Source organism: Streptomyces sp. NPDC003016 (genome assembly GCF_053591455.1).
In genome coordinates this window covers 55252-69676 of record NZ_JBSFTV010000026.1, presented here as the reverse complement: position 1 = coordinate 69676, position 14425 = coordinate 55252, and the positions used below count along the sequence as shown (strand labels likewise).

Genomic DNA, 14425 nt, shown 5'->3' with positions numbered 1-14425 from the left:
GGTTCTCAGCGTAACCGCCGTTGCACCCTGAGTGATGTGAGACCAGGGTCACCCAGGTGCCGCCGCCGCGCAACTCGCATGCCATCAGTCCCGCGAGTCCCGTACGCCGCGTGAGTTCCGCGTGCCGCGGACCGCCTCCAGGAACTGCCCGGCCAGCTCCTCACCGTCCTTGGCGTGACCGTGCTGTCCCATGGTGAGCCGGTACCGGGTGCCGTTGACCGTCGCCACCGTGCTGTCGTCCCCGGCGTACCAGGGCTTCTGCGCGGTCACGGAGCCCAGCGGCGCGCTGTCGATCTCCCGGCCGTTGCTCGTCAGCAGGACAAGTCTGCCGTCCTGGACCAGTACCTGGCCGGCCCTGGTCAGTGAGCGGGGCCAACGCCCTATCCGTACGCCCGTCGCGTTGAACTCGGGCTCCGCCATGTCACTTCGCCCCCTTCGCACGGTGTCCTGGTGGGCAGTCTGCACAAGCCCGGGCCCGCGCACCAGAGCCCCCGGCGACCGGCCGGCGGGGCGCGCGGCCGTGAGCCACTTCCGTGCCGTCCCGCTCCGTCCCGCCCCACAAGTGATCCCTATGGCTGCCCAAAGTCAACGTTTGTGCAGGTGAGAGGCATAAAGTGGCAACCGGGGGACCGGAGTTCCCGGAGCGGAAACCAGCTGCCCCGGGGGACGCTAGGACGAGGAGTGGCCCGCATGAGCACCGCTGACCAGGCACGTACCGGCAACGCCGTGGCGACCATCGACGTGGACCGCAGCGATCCGCAGTACCGGGCCTGGCTGAAGGAAGCCGTCCGCAAGGTCCAGGCGGACGCCAACCGCTCCGCGGACACGCACCTGCTGCGCTTCCCGCTGCCCCAGGAGTGGGAGATCGACCTGTACCTCAAGGACGAGTCGACCCACCCGACCGGCAGCCTCAAGCACCGGCTCGCCCGCTCGCTCTTCCTCTACGGCCTGTGCAACGGCTGGATCAGGCCCGGCAAGCCCGTGATCGAGGCGTCGAGCGGCTCGACCGCCGTCTCGGAGGCGTACTTCGCGAAGCTGATCGGCGTGCCCTTCGTCGCGGTGATGCCCCGCACCACCAGCCCCGAGAAGATCCGGCTGATCGAGTTCCACGGCGGGCAGTGCCACTTCGTCGACGACTCGCGGAAGATGTACGAGGAGTCGGCCGCCCTCGCGGCCCGGACCGGCGGCCACTACATGGACCAGTTCACCTACGCGGAACGGGCCACCGACTGGCGCGGCAACAACAACATCGCCGAATCCGTCTACCAGCAGCTGAGGCTGGAGCGATACCCGGAACCGGCCTGGATCGTCGCTACGGCAGGGACGGGCGGCACCTCGGCGACCATCGCGCGTTACGTCCACTACATGCAGTACGACACCCGCATCTGCGTACCCGATCCGGAGAACTCCTGCTTCTTCGAGGGCTGGACCAGCGGCGACCCGCTCGCCACGAGCGACTGCGGTTCGCGCATCGAGGGCATCGGCAGGCCCCGCATGGAGCCGAGCTTCGTGCCCGGCGCCGTCGACCGCATGATGAAGGTCCCGGACGCGGCGAGCGTGGCCGCCGTACGGGCACTGGACGGAGCCATCGGCCGCAAGGCGGGCGGCTCCACCGGCACCGGACTGTGGAGCGCGCTGAAGATCGTCGCGGGAATGGTCGCCGAGGGGCGCAAGGGCAGTGTCGTCACGCTGATCTGCGACCCCGGCGACCGCTACCTCGACAAGTACTACTCGGACGCCTGGCTCGCCGAACAGGGCCTGGACATCGCTCCGTACAGCGCCGCGATCGACCAGTTCCTGGCCACCGGCACATGGCCGTGCTGAACGTTCCGGCCCAGGCCCAGGCCCAGACCCCGGCTGCCGGTCCAGACCCGTACAGGCCGCTAGCGGTCCGTCAGGTGCCCGCGGGGTCCGGGGACTCGCCCGCGACCACCAGGCCCGGGAGATACTCCTCGATCTCCTCACGGGTCCGGGCGGACAGGCCGCCGTCCGTCACCAGGGTGTCGACCTCTTCGAGCGTCGCGAACGAACTCAGCCCCACCGTGCCCCACTTGGTGTGATCCGCGACCACGACCACCCGGCGCGCGGACCGCACCAGCCGCCGGTTCGTCTCCGCCTCCGCCAGATTCGGGGTGGAGAGCCCCGCCTCGGCCGAGATCCCGTGCACCCCGAGGAAGAGCACATCGAAGTGGAGCGAGCGGATCGCCTGGTCGGCGACCGGACCCACCAGTGAGTCCGACGGTGTCCGTACGCCGCCGGTGAGCACCACCGTGGCCGAGCCGGGACGCGGCCCGCTCCCGCCGCCCGCGCGCTGAGCGGTGTGGAACACGTCGGCGACCCGCACCGAGTTGGTCACCACCGTCAGATCCGGCACCTCCAGCAGGTGCCGGGCCAGCGTGTACGTCGTCGTACCGCCGGACAGCGCGATCGCGCTGCCGGGCACCGCCATCGCGGCGGCCGCCCGCGCGATGGCCTCCTTGGCGTTCGGCTCCAGGCCCGACTTGGCCTCGAAGCCCGGCTCGTGCGTACTCGCCTCGACCACCGGCACCGCACCGCCGTGCACCTTCTCGACCACACCCCGGCGCGCCAGCGCGTCCAGGTCCCGGCGGACCGTCATGTCGGAGACATGGAGCTTCCTGGTCAGCTCTTGGACCCGGACACCGCCGCGCCGCCTGACCTCGTCGAGGATCAAGGCACGGCGCTGCTCCGCGAGCAGGTTCTGACTGTCGGTCACGGTCGGTCCGGTCCCTTCGTACGGCAGTGCAGGCATGGAGGGCCGTTCATCCTCGCACGGGTGCGCGGCGGCCGGACCTCGGGGAGATTCGGTGAGATTCGGCGAGAGCGGTGCGGCGGCCGCCCATGATCCGGGATCCTTGAGCGCCGCGCCATGCCGCACGGTGCGCGGAAGACGATCCTCCCGATCCTCCCACCACGAGAGCGAGCCACAGAAGTGCCCCGTGTCACACCGACACCGACACCGCCTCGCGACGACGACGGAGCCGCGCTCGAACTCCTGGTCCACGGAGTCGGCGGCACCACCCCCCAGGAGATGCTCGGCGACCCGCGTACGGTCCGTGTCACCGGCGACGAGACCGCCGCCGTGTACCGCCGTACCGAGGACGCCGAAGCGGAACTGCGCCCGGGAGAGCCGGACGGCGGCCCCCGCGACCGGCCGGTCCCCGAGGCGTACGTCTGGTGCAACCTCACCTCCGGCAACGGCGCCCGCGCGCTGTGGCTGCTCCTGCTGCCCTTCATGGTCGCCAACCTCACCCACTGGATGCAGCCCACCACCCGCGGCCTCACCAGGACCGTGCGCATGTACGGCGTACTCGTGCGGCTCCTGGCCCTCAGCCTCACCGTGCTGCTGATCGCCGCCGCCTGCGAGGTGGCGCTCGACCTCACCGCCTGGCAGTGCGCGGGCTCCTCCCACTGCTCCGGCGACAAGTCGTGGCTCGGTTTCCTGTCCCCCGAGCGGGGCGGCTGGTGGTCCCAGCCGGGCCGGCGCCTCGCCCTGGCCGCCGTCGTGCCCGCCGCGCTGACCGGTCTCCTCTGGTACCTCTCCCACCGCACCTGGAGCGCGTACGAGTCCCAGCGCCCCCTGCCCGCCGGCGCCGAGCACGACCTCGACGAGCCGACGGCCCGCCCCGCCCTCGGCATGCCCGGTTTCTGGTACGGCCGCCGCCTCGTCGCCCGGCTCCGCGCCGCCCACACCGCCGCCGGTTTCCTCACCGTCGCCGCCGCCCTCGCCGTGGCCGGGGCCCGCTACGACCGCCGGGCCTCGGGCCCGTTCCTGGAAGCGACCGGCCGGGTGCTCGAACTGGCCCTGCTCGCGGGGGCCGTCGTGGTGGTCTGGGTGGTCTGCCGCAGGGGCCGCTGCGAAAGCCGCCTCGACCTGAGGCTCGACCGGGCCGCCGTCGCCCTGCTGCCCGGCTCCGCGCTCGTCCTGCTGGTCCTGACCGTGCTGTACGCCGCCTGGTCCCGCCCCGGCTGGATCTCCGCGGGCCGGCTCCCCGGCGACCGTGCCTTCGGCATCCTCGTCCTCGCCCAGGGCGCACTGATCGTCGCGCTCGCCGTCGTCGCGCTCACCATGTTCCGGCGGGCGCCCGACGCCCGTACGGTGATGCGCGGACTCGGCGGCCCCGCCGTCGCCATGCTCGCCTGCGCGCTCGGCGGCGTCATGACCGGCGGCGTCGCCCAGCGCGTCGCCGACTGGCTCGACGGAGCGGGCACACCGGGGGAGCCCGGCACCTCCATCGCGGGGCCCCCGGTGCTGCTGACCTGGCAGGCCTCCGTCATTCCGCCGCTGCTGGTGCTCCTGCTGGTGCTCGGCGCCTTCCTCGCCGTGCGCACCCGGCGCGCCCGGCGGGCGATGGGCGACGGGATCGAGGCGGAGTACCCGGACGCCGAGCCCGACTCCGTACGCACCCGCCGCATCGCCCGCGTCCGCGCCATGGCCGCGCTCACCGACCGGGCCCCCGCGCTCATCGGCCTCACCTCGGGCGCCACCCTGCTGCTGGGAGCCGCCGCGCTCGTCGGCGCCTGGACGACCGGGAAGGTGCCGGGCAGGGCCGCGGCGGGCACTCCCGACTTCGTCGCGTCGGCGGCGCAGGCCGCGCAGGCGCTCGGCTCCTGGCTGATCGGCGTCGGCTTCATACTGTTCGTCACCTGGGGCCGCCGCGCCTACCGCGACCCCGCCGCCCGCCGCACCATCGGCATCCTCTGGGACGTCGGCACCTTCTGGCCGCGCGCCGCCCACCCCTTCGCGCCGCCCTGCTACGCCGAGCGGGCCGTCCCCGACCTGACCTGGCGCATGGCCGGATGGACCGACCGCACCGGCGGGCGGCTCGTCATCTCCGGACACTCGCAGGGCAGCGTGCTGGCGGCGGCCGCCGTCTGGCAGCTGCCGCCGCGCACCAGGCGCCGGGTCGCGCTGCTCACGTACGGATCACCGCTGGAGCGGCTGTACGGACGCTGGTTCCCGGCGTTCTTCGGTACCTCCTGCCTGGAGGCCCTGGGCGGCGAGGTGCACTGCTGGCGCAACCTGTGGCGCCGTACCGACCCCATCGGCGGCCCGGTACGCGTCAAGGGGGGCGGCCAGGGGCCCGCAGTGGACCGGGCCGCGCTCAAGGACCCGCTCGCTTACGGACGCACCAGGGAACAGCCGTTGCCCGCTCCCGTGCTGGGGCATTCCGACTACCAGGCGGATCCCGAGTTCGACCGGGAGCGGGCCGCGCTGCTCGACCGGCTGTCGCCGTGCGCGGTGCCCCGGCAGCGGCCGGACACCCCACTGGATCAGGGAAGTTCCGGCAGGTCCTCGGGGTAGAGGAGGGTCAGGTCGTCCGTGTTCATCTCGGTGAGGCGGGCGACCCGTCCCGCATGCCGCTCCACCATCGACTCGAAGGTCTGGCGCGCGGTGCGGCCGTTGCCGAACGCGGGTCCCTTGGGCAGCGCCGTGAAGTACTTGAGAAGCGCTTCGCCCGTTCCCGCAGCGAGCCGGTACTCGTGCTCCTCGGCCTGCTGCTCGACGATCCGCAGCAGCTCCTCCGGTTCGTAGTCGGAGAAGGTGATCGTGCGCGAGAAACGGGACGCCACACCGGGGTTGACGTTCAGGAAGCGCTCCATCTCCGCCGTGTATCCGGCGACGATCACGACGACCGCCTCCCGGTGGTCCTCCATCAGCTTCACCAGCGTGTCGATGGCCTCCTTGCCGAAGTCGCGCCCGGAGTCCTCGGGGGACAGCGCGTACGCCTCGTCGATGAACAGCACACCGCCGCGCGCCCGGTCGAACGCCTCCTGGGTACGGATCGCCGTCGAGCCGATGTGCTCGCCCACCAGGTCCACCCGTGACACCTCGACGAGATGACCGCGCTCCAGCACCGCCAGCGCGGCCAGGATCTCGCCGTACAGCCGCGCGACCGTGGTCTTCCCGGTGCCGGGGGACCCGGTGAAGACCAGGTGGCGGCGGGCCGAGGCGGCCTTGAGGCCGGCCTCCTGGCGGCGCCGGCCGATCTCGATCATGTCGGTGAGGGCGCGCACCTCGCGCTTGACGCTCTCCAGGCCCACCAGCGCGTCCAGTTCGCCGAGCACGGCCTTCGGCGTACGGACCGGCTCCGCGTCCGGCAGGGGGGCCGTCACGGGCTCTGTGGCGCGCTGTCCGGGAACCGCGCCGAGCAGCCCGGTGGTCTGCGTCGCGGTCAGCACGGCGGGGACCTCCGGGGCCGGGGGCCGCACGCCGCTCTCGTCGCTGGTGCAGTCCTCGACGAGCGGACCGTCCTCGGCGAACTCGTAACCGCCGCGCGCGCAGCGCTCGGTGCGGCAGCGGGTGAGCGTCGTACGGCAGCCGTCGATCACGTGGAAGCCGTAGCCGCTGCTCCCCGTCACCCGGCAGCCGTGGAAGGTGCCGCGGCCCTCCGCGGAGACGTAGAAACCCGCCTCGGCGGGCGAGGTGACCGTGCAGCGCTCCATGCGCGGGTCGGCGCCCTTGGTGACGATGACACCGGTCTGCGCCCCGTCGATGGTGCAGCCGGAGAGCGTTCCGCCGCTGCCGTGGTCGCGGAACCACGCGCCGGTCGTCGTCTCGCGGATCCGGCAGTCGTCGAGCTGCGCGGTCGCGCCGTCGCTCACCGAGACCGCCGTGTTGCGGACCTGGGACAGGTCACTGTCGACGACGTCGACGCGCGAGCCGCGGTCGAGGACGAAGAGCGCGTCGGGGACGTCGTGCACCCGGCAGGCCTCCAGGACGGCGGTCGCGCCGTCGCTGATCCAGACGGCCGGATAGTCGCCCGTACTGTCGTGGATCTCGCACTGGTTGGCGTCCACGCGCGTGCCGGGGTCCCAGACGGACAGCCCGTTGCGGCCGAACCGGCGCACCGTGGAACGGGTGAGCGTGAGGACCGCGCGCGAACGCAGGTCGATCGCGTTCTCCGGGATGTCGTGGATGTCGCAGTCGGAGAGCGTCAGCACGGCGTCGGTGTCGAGGGTGACGCCGTCGGCCGAAGTGCGGTGCACCGTGCAGTCGGTCAGATGGGCCGATCCCCGGGCGGCTACCTGTACGCCGCTGCCCTTGACCTCGTACACCTCGCACCCGACGGCCTCCAGGCCGCTGCCCTCGCCGTTCACGGACAGGCCCGCGCCCGAGGTGTGGTGGATGCGGCAGCGCTCCAGACGCGGGTGCGCGCCGCCGCGCACCGAGACGCCCGACTGGCCGGCCGCGACCACCTCGCACTCCTCGAACAGCCCGCCCGCGCCCTCCAGCACGCCGATGCCGACGCCCGCCGGATTGTCCACCGTGCAGCGGCGCACGGTCGGCCGGGCCGCGCCGCGCACCTCGATGCCGACGGCGGAACGGGTCACGATGCGCAGGCCGACGAGCTCGGGAGTGCCGTCCTCGACGAGCAGGGCGGGGGAGGCCGTGTCCTGCCCCTCGATGTGCAGGTCCTGGAGGACGGCGGAGGCGCGTACGGTCAGTGCCACCCCGTCCACGGGGGCGATACGGACCGAGCCGACCGTCCCCTCGGGGCCGCGCAGGGTCACGGCGCGCCGGACGACGAGGTTCTCCCGGTACGTACCGGGAGCGACGGTGAGCACGTCACCGTCCCCCGCGGCCTCCAGGGCTGCGGCGAGGGAGGCGTATTCGCCTGTGCGGCGCCGCCACCGCGATGTGCCGGTGTGCGTCACCTGGACCGTGCCCTGTGCCATGGCGTTGCTGTGCCCCCACCTTGTGCTGACGATCTGGCCGCTCCACCGTAGCGCGCGGGAGGACGGCGAGTTGACCGGTCAGCCGTGGTTCAGCTGCCCGCGCCCGTACGCCCCCAGTCGGGACCGGCCTCGGCCCACGCCCGGTCGAGCCGGGTGTACCGACGCAGCATGAGCCGCCATACGAACAGGCGCCTGCCGCCCTCGAAGAACGCCGCTGCCGCCGCCGCCGCACCGATGCCCGCGATGGTGGCGTGGGTGGAGGCCGTGACGTCGTCCATGGGGCGCCCGACCACCCTGCCCCGTTCGTCCGTCCAGATCGGGAAGCGGTCGCCCGGCTGTGCGGCCCGCCGGGTGGTGGACACCGTCCCGGTGTGACGACTGCCGTCACGCGCCGTCCAGTTGGCCACCACCCGGGTGTGGGGCGCGCGTTCCGAGGAGATCTCGGGGTCGGCGGCCATGGCCGGTCCGGGCGCGGCCCGGACGACGAGGGCCGTCGTCCGGTGGCGCTGCTCGTGCTGCACGCGCACCGACTCCTGCAGTGCCGCATGGGTGAGCGTGCCGCAGAGCCGGCCCACGGCGGGCGCGACGAGGACGATCAGCAGCACGGTGGCCAAGGCCGCCCATGCCTCGACGAGATCGGTCGTACGGCACAGTGGGTTGCGCCGCCAGCGCCACACACCGGCTGCTGCCCGCACCGTCCCGCACCCCCTTCCGTGTCCGCCTCTTCAACGCACCTGCCGCCCCGGCGGGTTCCCACGGTCACGAGGTCCTACACGAGGTCCCGCACGAGGTTCTGTTCGAGGATTTCGACGGGATCGCCGACCCGGAGGGTCCCGGTGTTCTCCGGCACGAGATTCTGCCCGAAGATCAGCCGGTCGCCCGAGCGGCGGTGCCTGGCGAGCGTACGCAGGGGCTCCTTGCCGCGCTCCGCCGTCCGCTGGTCCGTGGTGGTGACGACACAGCGGCCGCAGGGCTTGACGACGCGGAAGGTGACCTCGCCGATCGCGATCCGCTTCCAGCCGTCCTCCGCCCAGGGGGCGGTGCCGTCCAGGACGACGTTCGGCCGGAAACGGCTCATCGGGAGCGGCCCCTCGTCGGGGTGGTCGCCCTGCGCGATGAGCGAGTTGAGGGCGTCGAGGGAGGCCAGGGTGGTGACCAGCAGGGGAAAGCCGTCGGCGAAGCTCACGGTCTCGCCGGGCTCCGCGTAGTCGGGGTCGACGGGGCGGCGGCGTGCCGGGTCGTCGAGGTGGACGAGACGCACCTCGGTACCCAGGTAGCCGCTGAACCAGGCGTGTGCCCCCGCATCCGCCTCGACCGCCTCGACCTTGTCCTTCCAGAGGTGCACCACCGTGGTGGCCGCCGGCTCGGGCACGGCGACACTCAGAGCCTCGCGGCCGGGTGCGGACAGCCGTATCCCGCCGTCGGGCAGGGGTTCGGCCCGCGCCAGCGCGAGGTGGGGCTGCGGACGCTGTGTGACCACCTTGCCGGCCGGGTCGACCAGCATCCATCTGCGGTCCCCGGCCGGACCCCACGGTTCGACCTTCACTTCGTTCGGCGCGCACCCCGCCACCGACTTGACCGGGTAGACATGGACCGCATGGAGAAGCGAATTCGGCATGCGGCCAATCCTGCCAGCCGGGTCGGACAGCCGTACGGCCGGTCAGTACCCCCGGCCCTGGTACTGGTGGTTGTACGGGTCGTCGTACGGCGTGGCCGCGGGCACCGGACGCGGCGCCGCGGGGCGCATGGCCTCGTACCCGGTGGCGGCGGGCTGGCGCGGCGGCTGCTGCTGGTACTGCTGGTACTGCTGGTACTGCTGCGGTCCCGGGTAACCACGGGGGCCCGTGGCCTGCTGCGGGATGTACGGCGCGGGCGCGTGCTGGAGCGGCGCCGGTTGGGGCGCGGCCTGCTGCGGGTAGCCGTACGAAGGGGCGGGAGCGTAGTGGGAAGGTGCCGAAGGGAGCGCGGGAAGCGCCGCCGGAAGAGCCGGCAGATAGCTGTTTCCGGTGTCGTACGCGGAGGGCACCCGGATGGGAGCGATCTGGGGCGTGCCCCGTTCTGCGACGAGGGAGTCGTAGATCGGAGTGTCCGGGAAGGACGGGGCGGAGGAGTAACCGCCGCCGTAGGTGGCGCGGGGGGAGGTCATGGCACCTAAGTTAAGCCGAAGATGTTCTGGTTGGGGAGCCAGATAAGAGGGTTGTTTTACGAGTTGTGAGGGATGACGGATCCCCAATCCGAGCGAACTTGGGAAAAACGGTCGCCGTGCGGCGTTGGGATCATGTAAAGGGTGCACTGGCCATGGGTTACCCGGGGTTGCCGGGTGATCTTCGGACCGTCGCCGGGGGGCCTGTGGGGCGCAGAGGAATAGGTTGACCGTACATAAATCTCCAGACACCCGGACCCGCGATGGGGGCGATCATGTCCATGCTTAAAGGAACCAATGTGCCGGTGCCGGCACAGGCTGTGCGCATCGAATTGGGATGGCGTTCAGGCCCTGGGGCACCGGACGTCGACGCTTCGGCCCTCCTGCTGATGTCGGGAAAGGTCCGCTCCGACGCGGACTTCGTCTTCTACAACGCACCCGCCCACGCCTCGGGCGCGGTCCGGCACGAGGGGAAGAGGGCGTCCGGGCACAGCGTGACGGACACGCTCTCCGTCGATCTCGCACGCGTGGAGGCTGCGGTGGAGACCGTGGTGGTGGCGGCCTCGGCGGACGGCGGCACCTTCGGACAGGTGCCGGGGCTTTACGTACGTGTGCTGGACGCCGTGAACGGCACCGAGATCGCGCGTTTCGACAGCCAGGACGCGAGCGTCGAAACGGCTTTCGTCCTCGGTGAGCTCTACCGGCGGCAGGGCACCTGGAAGTTCCGCGCCGTGGGACAGGGCTACGACAGCGGACTGGAGGGTCTGGCGAGGGACTTCGGCATCAGCGTCGACGAGCCCCAGCAGCAGGCCCCGGCCCCCGTCCAGCCCTCGGCCCCGGCTCCGGTGGCGGCCCCGGCCCCGGCTCCGGTGGCGGCACCGCCCTCCGCTCCTGTACGCCTCACCAAGGTCACGCTGACCAAGGAAGCCCCGGTCGTCTCCCTCGCCAAGCAGGGCGGCACCACGGGCACGATGCGCGTGAACCTCAACTGGGAGGTGCGCAAGCAGTTCAAGGGCTGGGGCGCCAAGCTCGGCAGGGCCATCGCCCTGCACGGCGACCTCGACCTCGACCTGTGCGCCCTCTACGAGCTCGCCGACGGCCGCAAGGGAGTCGTCCAGGCACTCGGCAACGCCTTCGGCTCGCTGCACCAGCCGCCGTACATCCACCTGGACGGCGACGACCGCACCGGGGCCGTGAGGACAGGCGAGAACCTGACCGTCAACCTCGACCACAAGGACGAGCTCCGCCGCGTCATCATCTTCGTCGCCGTCTACGAAGGGGCGCGTTCCTTCGCCGACCTGCACGCCACGGTCACGCTCACACCGCAGCACGGCGCCCCCATCGACTTCTCGCTCGACGAGTGCACCGTGCCGTCCACGGTCGCCGCGCTCGCCCTCATCACCCATGAGGGCGGCGATCTGACCGTGCGCCGCGAAGCGCGCTACCTCGTACCGGAGCGCGGCGTCAGCCCGCAGCGCACCATCGACCACGCCTACGGGTGGGGCATGAACTGGACGCCCGGCAGGAAGTGACGGCCCCGGAGTCCCGGCGGGTCCCGGCGGCCTGCGAGACCCGGCGACAGGCGTGAGGCTCAGCGCTCGGGTGCGGCCTCGGGACGGGGGTACGTACGCCCCTTCCACGCGGCGCCCCGTCCCCGGTAGTGCTGCACGGCGGAATCGACGGTCATCAGCAGATAGAGGACCGCGGTGAACGGCAGCGCCGGGGCGAGCCACAGCGGCTGCCGGTAGTAGCGCAGTACCGGGAGGTACGTAGCGGTCATCACCGCCCACGCCAGGCCGCCCGCCCAGGCCGCCGTACCGTCCACCGACAGCAGGCCGGCGCACAGCGTGAGCGGGGGAGCCAGGTACACCAGCGCGAGCCCCGCGACCGTTCCGGCGAGCAGCGACGGGCTGTGCCGCAGCTGGGCGTACGCACTGCGGGAGACCATCCGCCACAGATCACCCAGGCGCGGATACGGGCGCACGCTGTCCACCCGCTCGGCCAGCCCCAGCCAGATCCTGCCCCCACTGCGCTGCACGGCTGCGGCGAGCGACACGTCGTCGATCACCGCCTGCCGGATCGTGTCGGGCACGCGCGCGCGTGCCGCGGCCCCGTTCCGCAGCAGCACGCAGCCGCCCGCGGCGGCGGCCGTCCGCGCCCCCGCCCTGTTGACCCACCGGAACGGATAGAGCTGCGCGAAGAAGTACACGAACGCGGGAACGACCAGCCGCTCCCACCCACTGACGACGCGCAGCCGCGCCATCTGGGAGACCAGGTCGAGACCGTTGGCACCGGCCGCGGCCACCAGTTCGCGCAGACTGTCCGGGGCGTGTGCGATGTCGGCGTCCGTGAGGAGCAGATACTCGGGCTCGTCCTCGGGTCCCCGCGCGCGGGCCAGCGCGATGCCGTGCCGCAGGGCCCAGAGCTTTCCGGTCCAGCCGGGCTCCGGGGCGCCGGGTGAGGCCACGGTCAGCGGCAGCCCGCCGTGCAGGCGGGCCAGCTCCCGCGCCAGCGCGCCCGTACCGTCCTCGCTGTCGTCGTCGACGAGAAAGATCTCCGCACGTCCCGGATAGTCCTGCAGGAGGAGCGACGGCAGGCTCACGGGCAGTACCCCGGCCTCGTCGCGCGCCGGGACGACGACGGCGACATCCGGCCACCCGTCGGGCTCCTCGCGCCGCGGCAGCCGCTGGTCCGTACGCCAGAAGAAACCCCGGCCCAGCAGCAGCAGCACCCACGCGGCCAGCGATCCCACGGCAATCCAGGCAATGGCGCTCATCCGCCGCAGTCTGCCCCACCCCGGCGCCGCCGCAAGGGCGGTCGACTATGGTGACCGGGTGAAGATCGCGCTCATGGACTCGGGAATCGGCCTGCTCGCAGCGGCCGCCGCGGTACGTCGGCTGCGGCCCGACGCCGATCTGGTCCTCTCCTCCGATCCCGGCAGCATGCCCTGGGGGCCGCGTACGCCGGCCGACGTCACCGCGCACGCGCTCGCCGTGGCGCGGGCCGCCGCCGCGCACCGGCCCGACGCGCTGATCGTGGCCTGCAACACCGCTTCCGTACATGCCCTGCCCGCGCTCCGAGCAGAGCTGGAGCCCGGTATTCCGGTCATCGGCACCGTGCCCGCGATCAAGCCGGCCGCCGCGGGCGGCGGCCCCGTCGCCATCTGGGCGACCCCCGCCACGACCGGCAGCCCCTACCAGCGCGACCTCATCCGCGACTTTGCCGGCGGCGTCGACGTCACCGAAGTGCCCTGCCCCGGACTCGCCGACGCCGTGGAGCAGGCCGACGAGGAGGCCACGGACCGGGCCGTCGCCGCGGCCGCCGCCCTCACCCCCCGCGAGGTAAGGGCCGTCGTCCTGGGCTGCACCCATTACGAACTGGTCGCCGAACGCATCCGCACCGCCGTCCGGTCGCACGGTCTGCCGCCCGTCGTGCTCCACGGATCCGCCGAAGCCGTGGCCGCCCAGGCGCTGCGCCGCATCGGCGCGCAGCCCGCCCCCGCGGCCGCGCCGGGCGCCGGTCTCACCGTGCTGCTCAGCGGCCGGCACTCCGCACTGCCCGGCCCTGCTCTCGCGTACGCCGAAGGCCGTCTGCTCGACACGGCCGACGTCGCGCGCTGACCCCCACCGGGCCCGGGGGCCCGGTCCGGCGCTGCCCCGAACGCGGAACGTCAGTACGCTGCTCGTATGAGTGACCACTCCCGCGGCACGGTGCGCAGGGCAGAGCCCACTCCCGTGATATGGAGCGGCCGCGCGACCAACCGCGCGCAGTGGCTGCTCGCGGTCGCCGGCGGCGGCTGCCTCGCCCTCGGTGTCCAGCTGGCCTTCGGCTCCCCCTGGAGCGCCCCGCTGCTGATGTCGGTCGTGGGCTGCCTGGCGGCCGGCCTGCTCATCCTGTTCGGGACCCTGGCCTTCGTCCATGTGGCGGTCAAGATCGACAGCGACACGTTCGAGGTGCGCTGCGGCCACATGGGCCTGCCCCGTCGGCGCATACCGCTCGCCCATGTGGTGGGCGCGGAATTCGCGCCGAGCGTCACGCCACGGCAGTGGGGCGGCTGGGGCTACCGCTGGCGCCCCGAGAAGGGCATGGCCGTGATCGTCCGCAGGGGCGAGGGGGTCGTCCTGCGCCTTGGCGACGGCCGGATCTTCACGGTGACCGTCGACGACGCGGAAACGGCGGTACGCGTCGTCCGCGCGCGCCTGTGCGCCGCCGCGACCAGCAAGACGCCGTAAGCCCGGCAAGACCCCGTAACCGGGTCCGGAACCGGGGGAGGGCCGGGGAGGAGAGCACCGCCGGGCGGGCTCTGCGGCGGACGGCTGCGCGCCCGCGCCTTCGCACCCGCAGCGGCTGCGCCGCTCCCGGCGACCAGACGGCGCAGCCACCGAGGATCACGACGCCGGCGGCACCGGTGAGGGCGCCGCGTTCGGGCGCCGGGGACGGCACTACCGGTGCAGCCGATGCAGCCGTCCCGTCGCCCCCCGACCTGAGACGGATCCCGTCGGCCACGGCCCGGACCGGCCGGGTGCCAGGGACTGGCGCACACGGCAATGGCAGGGACGGTCATGTGTGTACGGGTTGCGCAGG

General features: G+C 72.7%; 12 protein-coding genes. 5 read left to right on the top strand and 7 right to left on the bottom strand.

Annotated features, from left to right (window positions below; translation table 11 throughout):
- Positions 1 to 84 precede the first annotated feature (84 nt).
- Entirely contained in the window at positions 85 to 420 is a 336-nt protein-coding gene (locus ACWDZ4_RS22440; protein WP_451510176.1) for a hypothetical protein, read from the bottom strand.
- Positions 421 to 690: 270 nt separating this feature from the next.
- Between ACWDZ4_RS22440 and ACWDZ4_RS22435 the strand changes: the two genes are divergently transcribed.
- A complete protein-coding gene (locus tag ACWDZ4_RS22435; RefSeq protein ID WP_451510175.1) occupies positions 691 to 1824 on the top strand; it encodes a PLP-dependent cysteine synthase family protein in 1134 nt (377 codons plus the stop codon).
- A gap of 70 nt (positions 1825 to 1894) precedes the next feature.
- Here ACWDZ4_RS22435 and ACWDZ4_RS22430 read toward each other — a convergent pair whose 3' ends face one another.
- Positions 1895 to 2734, bottom strand: a complete 840-nt coding sequence (locus ACWDZ4_RS22430; protein WP_451510174.1) for a DeoR/GlpR family DNA-binding transcription regulator — start codon at positions 2732 to 2734, stop codon at positions 1895 to 1897.
- Between the two features lie 153 nt (positions 2735 to 2887).
- On the opposite strand from ACWDZ4_RS22430, the gene ACWDZ4_RS22425 reads away from it, so the two are divergent.
- The gene (locus ACWDZ4_RS22425; RefSeq protein ID WP_451510173.1) at positions 2888 to 5323 is read left to right on the top strand and encodes a hypothetical protein; all 2436 of its coding nucleotides are present in this window, start codon (positions 2888 to 2890) and stop codon (positions 5321 to 5323) included.
- On the opposite strand, the gene ACWDZ4_RS22420 is transcribed toward ACWDZ4_RS22425, so the two are convergent.
- From ACWDZ4_RS22420 to ACWDZ4_RS22405, 4 genes are all read right to left on the bottom strand, one after another.
- On the bottom strand, positions 5293 to 7698 hold the full coding sequence (locus ACWDZ4_RS22420; protein WP_451510172.1) for a right-handed parallel beta-helix repeat-containing protein: 2406 nt from the start codon (positions 7696 to 7698) through the stop codon (positions 5293 to 5295). The genes ACWDZ4_RS22425 and ACWDZ4_RS22420 overlap by 31 nt on opposite strands.
- Positions 7699 to 7787: 89 nt before the next feature.
- The gene (locus ACWDZ4_RS22415) at positions 7788 to 8393 is read right to left on the bottom strand and encodes an Rv1733c family protein (RefSeq protein WP_451510171.1); all 606 of its coding nucleotides are present in this window, start codon (positions 8391 to 8393) and stop codon (positions 7788 to 7790) included.
- A 74-nt stretch (positions 8394 to 8467) separates the two neighbouring features.
- Positions 8468 to 9316, bottom strand: a complete 849-nt coding sequence (locus ACWDZ4_RS22410; RefSeq protein WP_451510170.1) for an MOSC domain-containing protein — start codon at positions 9314 to 9316, stop codon at positions 8468 to 8470.
- A 42-nt stretch (positions 9317 to 9358) separates the two neighbouring features.
- On the bottom strand, positions 9359 to 9844 hold the full coding sequence (locus ACWDZ4_RS22405) for a DUF6643 family protein (protein WP_451510169.1): 486 nt from the start codon (positions 9842 to 9844) through the stop codon (positions 9359 to 9361).
- A 260-nt stretch (positions 9845 to 10104) separates the two neighbouring features.
- Between ACWDZ4_RS22405 and ACWDZ4_RS22400 the strand changes: the two genes are divergently transcribed.
- A complete protein-coding gene (locus tag ACWDZ4_RS22400) occupies positions 10105 to 11373 on the top strand; it encodes a TerD family protein (RefSeq protein WP_451510168.1) in 1269 nt (422 codons plus the stop codon).
- 59 nt (positions 11374 to 11432) lie between these two features.
- Here the strand turns inward: ACWDZ4_RS22400 and ACWDZ4_RS22395 are convergent, their stop codons facing one another.
- Positions 11433 to 12617, bottom strand: coding sequence for a glycosyltransferase (locus tag ACWDZ4_RS22395; RefSeq protein WP_451510167.1), 1185 nt, complete (start codon positions 12615 to 12617; stop codon positions 11433 to 11435).
- 58 nt (positions 12618 to 12675) lie between these two features.
- Between ACWDZ4_RS22395 and ACWDZ4_RS22390 the strand changes: the two genes are divergently transcribed.
- Entirely contained in the window at positions 12676 to 13461 is a 786-nt protein-coding gene (locus ACWDZ4_RS22390; RefSeq protein ID WP_451510214.1) for a glutamate racemase, read from the top strand.
- Between the two features lie 66 nt (positions 13462 to 13527).
- A complete protein-coding gene (locus ACWDZ4_RS22385) occupies positions 13528 to 14073 on the top strand; it encodes a hypothetical protein (RefSeq protein ID WP_451510166.1) in 546 nt (181 codons plus the stop codon).
- The last annotated feature ends 352 nt before the right edge of the window (positions 14074 to 14425 follow it).

Excerpts from the sequence above, each read along its gene's own strand:
- ACWDZ4_RS22440 (WP_451510176.1), bottom strand. The coding sequence starts at position 420 with ATGGCGGAGCCCGAGTTCAACGCGACGGGCGTACGGATAGGGCGTTGG.
- ACWDZ4_RS22435 (WP_451510175.1), top strand. The coding sequence starts at position 691 with ATGAGCACCGCTGACCAGGCACGTACCGGCAACGCCGTGGCGACCATC.
- ACWDZ4_RS22425 (WP_451510173.1), top strand. The coding sequence starts at position 2,888 with ATGCCGCACGGTGCGCGGAAGACGATCCTCCCGATCCTCCCACCACGA.
- ACWDZ4_RS22420 (WP_451510172.1), bottom strand. The coding sequence starts at position 7,698 with ATGGCACAGGGCACGGTCCAGGTGACGCACACCGGCACATCGCGGTGG.
- ACWDZ4_RS22410 (WP_451510170.1), bottom strand. The coding sequence starts at position 9,316 with ATGCCGAATTCGCTTCTCCATGCGGTCCATGTCTACCCGGTCAAGTCG.
- ACWDZ4_RS22405 (WP_451510169.1), bottom strand. The coding sequence starts at position 9,844 with ATGACCTCCCCCCGCGCCACCTACGGCGGCGGTTACTCCTCCGCCCCG.
- ACWDZ4_RS22400 (WP_451510168.1), top strand. The coding sequence starts at position 10,105 with ATGGGGGCGATCATGTCCATGCTTAAAGGAACCAATGTGCCGGTGCCG.
- ACWDZ4_RS22395 (WP_451510167.1), bottom strand. The coding sequence starts at position 12,617 with ATGAGCGCCATTGCCTGGATTGCCGTGGGATCGCTGGCCGCGTGGGTG.
- ACWDZ4_RS22385 (WP_451510166.1), top strand. The coding sequence starts at position 13,528 with ATGAGTGACCACTCCCGCGGCACGGTGCGCAGGGCAGAGCCCACTCCC.